The following is a 3091-nucleotide window of genomic DNA, read 5'->3' on the forward strand; positions in this document are numbered from 1 at the left end:
CTGTTCACGGCGGTGGCGGTCGCCGACTGCGCCGCGAACCTGATCGCCCACGGCCCCGAGGGGCCGGTGCTGCTGGCGTCCTCGGCGGCGGCGCTGCTGGCCACGGCCGGGTTCCACATCTGGTTCGCCCGGCGCCGGGGCCATTCTCCACCGGTGGAGGAGGCGGGTGGGGCCGGTGACACCATGGGTGCCGACGCCCCCGCCGTACCCGGCGGCGCGGGGGACTTCGCCCTGTGGCGGATGCGTACGACCGTACGGGACGAGCCCGGAACCCTCGCGGCGCTGTGCCGGGCGCTGGCCCACCACCGGGTCGACATCCTGACCCTCCAGACCCACCCGCTGGCCTCCGGCACCGTCGACGAGCTGCTGGTACGGGCCCCGGCCGCCCTGCTGCCCGCCGAGCTGACGCGGGCGGCGGCCGCCGGGGGCGGCAGCGGCACCTGGGTGGAGCGGGCCGACGCCCACGATCTCGTGGACGCGCCCACCCGCGTCCTGGCCCTCGCGACGCGCACCGCGCTGGACGCGGCGGAACTGCCGCTCGCGTTGCGCCAGTTGCTCGGCCGGTGCACGATCCGCTCGCTGCCCGAGCGGCGTACGGACCCGGCGCCGCCCGCCGAGGGCGTGCTGGAGGAGACGGTGATGCGGCTGCGCGACCCGTCCGGCGGGACGATCACGGTGGAGCGCCCGTATCTGCCGTTCACCCCCGCCGAGTTCGCCCGCGCGCACGCCCTGGTCGGGCTCGACGCCCGGCTCGGGCCGCGGGTGCCGTACCGCCGGGACGTGCTCACCCTGCCGGAGGGCAACGAGATCACCGTGCGCCGGGCGGGCCCCGAGGACGTCGGCGCGGCGCGCGAGATGCACGCGCGGTGCACGCCCGCGACGCTGGCGCTGCGCTATCACGGCCCGGCCGGCGACGCCGACCGCTATCTGCCCCATCTGCTGAGCCCGCGGCACGGCCGCACCCTGGCCGCGTACACCGCCTCGGGGCGGCTGGCGGCGCTCGGCCATCTGCTGTGGGACGGCGACGAGACGGAGGTCGCGCTGCTCGTCGAGGACGCCTGGCAGCGGCGCGGCGTCGGCGCGCAGCTCCTGGCGCGGCTGGTCGCGCTGGCGCGGGAGGCGGGGTGCGGCAGCGTCTACGCCGTCACGCGGGCCGCGAACACGGGGATGGTCGCGGCCATGCGCGGCCTGGAGCTGCCGCTGGACTTCCAGATCGAGGAGGGGACGCTGGTCATCTCCGCGCGGCTGGCGGACCGGCCCGCGCCGCCGGAGTCGGAGGCCGCGCCCGTACCCGTGGTGCGCCGGGAGTCGCCCGGTCACTGAGCATCCGGCACCGTTTCTTGCGGTATCGGGTGTGACGTGCGCATCAGGTGTGTGACGGGCAATGGCCGTGACGGGGCGGACCGTTCCGTACGAGGATGGGCCGCATGCTCCAGAACACCGACAACCCGCTGCCCCGTCAGGTCGCCGACGCCTACGTCGACGCGCTCATCGAACTCGACCCGATCACCGGCACGTATCTGGGGGTCGCGGAGAGCGCCCGCCTCCTGCCCGACTTCTCCCCCGACGGGCAGGAGGCGCTGGCCGCTCTCGCCCGTACGACCCTCGCCCGGCTGGCCGAGGCCGAGCGGCGGCCCGGCGGGGACAGCGACGCCGAGCGGCGCTGCGCGCGGCTGCTGCGCGAGCGGCTGACCGCCGAACTGGCCGTGCACGAGGCCCATGAACCGCTGCGCGCCGTCAGCAACCTGCACTCCCCCGCCCACTCCGTGCGCCAGATCTTCACGCTGATGCCGACCGGGACCGCCGAGGAGTGGGCGTCGATCGCGGCCCGGCTGCGCGTCGTCCGGGGCGCGCTGGAGGGCTACCGGGCGACGCTCGCCGAGGGACTCGACCGCGAGCTGCACGCGGGTCCGCGTCAAGTCTCCACGTTCATCGGCCAGTTGGACGAGTGGATCGGCTCCGACGGCGGCTGGTTCGCGGAGTTCGCGGCCGAGGGGCCCGAGTCCCTGCGCGGCGAGCTGGACGAGGCCGCGGCCGACGCGACGGCCGCCGTCACCGAGCTCCGCGACTGGCTGCGCGACGTGTACCAGCCCGCCGTCGAGGGGTCCCCCGAGGTCGTCGGCCGCGAGCGGTACGCGCGCTGGGCGCGCTACTGGAACGGCACGGACCTCGACCTCGACGAGGCGTACGCCTACGGCTGGTCGGAGTACCACCGCATCCACGCCGAGATGCGCGCCGAGGCCGAGAAGATCCTGCCCGGCGCCGGCCCCTGGGAGGCGCTGAGCCACCTGGACACGCACGGCGAGGCGATCGAGGGCGTCGAGGAGACCCGCGGCTGGCTGCAAGGGCTGATGGACGAGGCGATCGAGGCGCTGGACGGCACACACTTCGAGCTGGCGGACCGCGTCAAGCGCGTCGAGTCGATGATCGCGCCGCCGGGCAGCGCCGCGGCCCCCTACTACACGCAGCCGTCGGTGGACTTCTCCCGGCCGGGCCGCACCTGGCTGCCGACAATGGGCGAGACCCGCTTCCCCGTCTACGACCTGGTGTCCACCTGGTACCACGAGGGCGTGCCGGGTCATCACCTCCAGCTCGCGCAGTGGGCGCACGTGGCGGACCAGCTCTCCCGCTACCAGGCCACGATCGGCATGGTCAGCGCCAACGCGGAGGGCTGGGCCCTCTACGCGGAGCGGCTCATGGACGAACTGGGCTACCTCGGCGACGCCGAACGCCGCCTGGGCTACCTCGACGCGCAGATGATGCGTTCGGTGCGCGTCATCGTGGACATCGGCATGCACCTGGAACTGGAGATCCCCGACCACTCCCCCTTCCACCCCGGCGAACGCTGGACCCCCGAACTCGCCCGCGAGTTCTTCGGCCTCCACAGCGGCCGCCCCGCGGACTTCGTGGACAGCGAGCTGGTGCGCTACCTCGGCATGCCCGGCCAGGCCATCGGCTACAAGCTGGGCGAGCGCGCCTGGCTGCTGGGCCGGGAGAAGGCCCGCGAGCGGCACGGCGACGCCTTCGACCTCAAGGCGTGGCACATGGCGGCACTGTCCCAGGGCTCGCTGGGCCTGGACGACCTGGTGGA

The 3091-nt window shown here is 74.7% G+C and carries 2 protein-coding genes; both read left to right on the plus strand.

The genetic code is table 11. The annotated features are described in order from the left end of the window. Nucleotides 1-1323 (plus strand): GNAT family N-acetyltransferase (locus tag ACFU99_RS38940; RefSeq protein ID WP_384402046.1); only part of this gene is annotated, 1323 nt, incomplete at its 5' end. Between the two features lie 104 nt (nt 1324-1427). After that, a partial coding sequence (locus tag ACFU99_RS38945) for a DUF885 domain-containing protein (protein ID WP_384402049.1) occupies nt 1428-3091 on the plus strand: 1664 nt, incomplete at its 3' end.

Origin of the sequence: Streptomyces sp. NPDC057654 (genome assembly GCF_042800135.1) — a bacterium.
GTDB lineage: Bacteria > Actinomycetota > Actinomycetes > Streptomycetales > Streptomycetaceae > Streptomyces.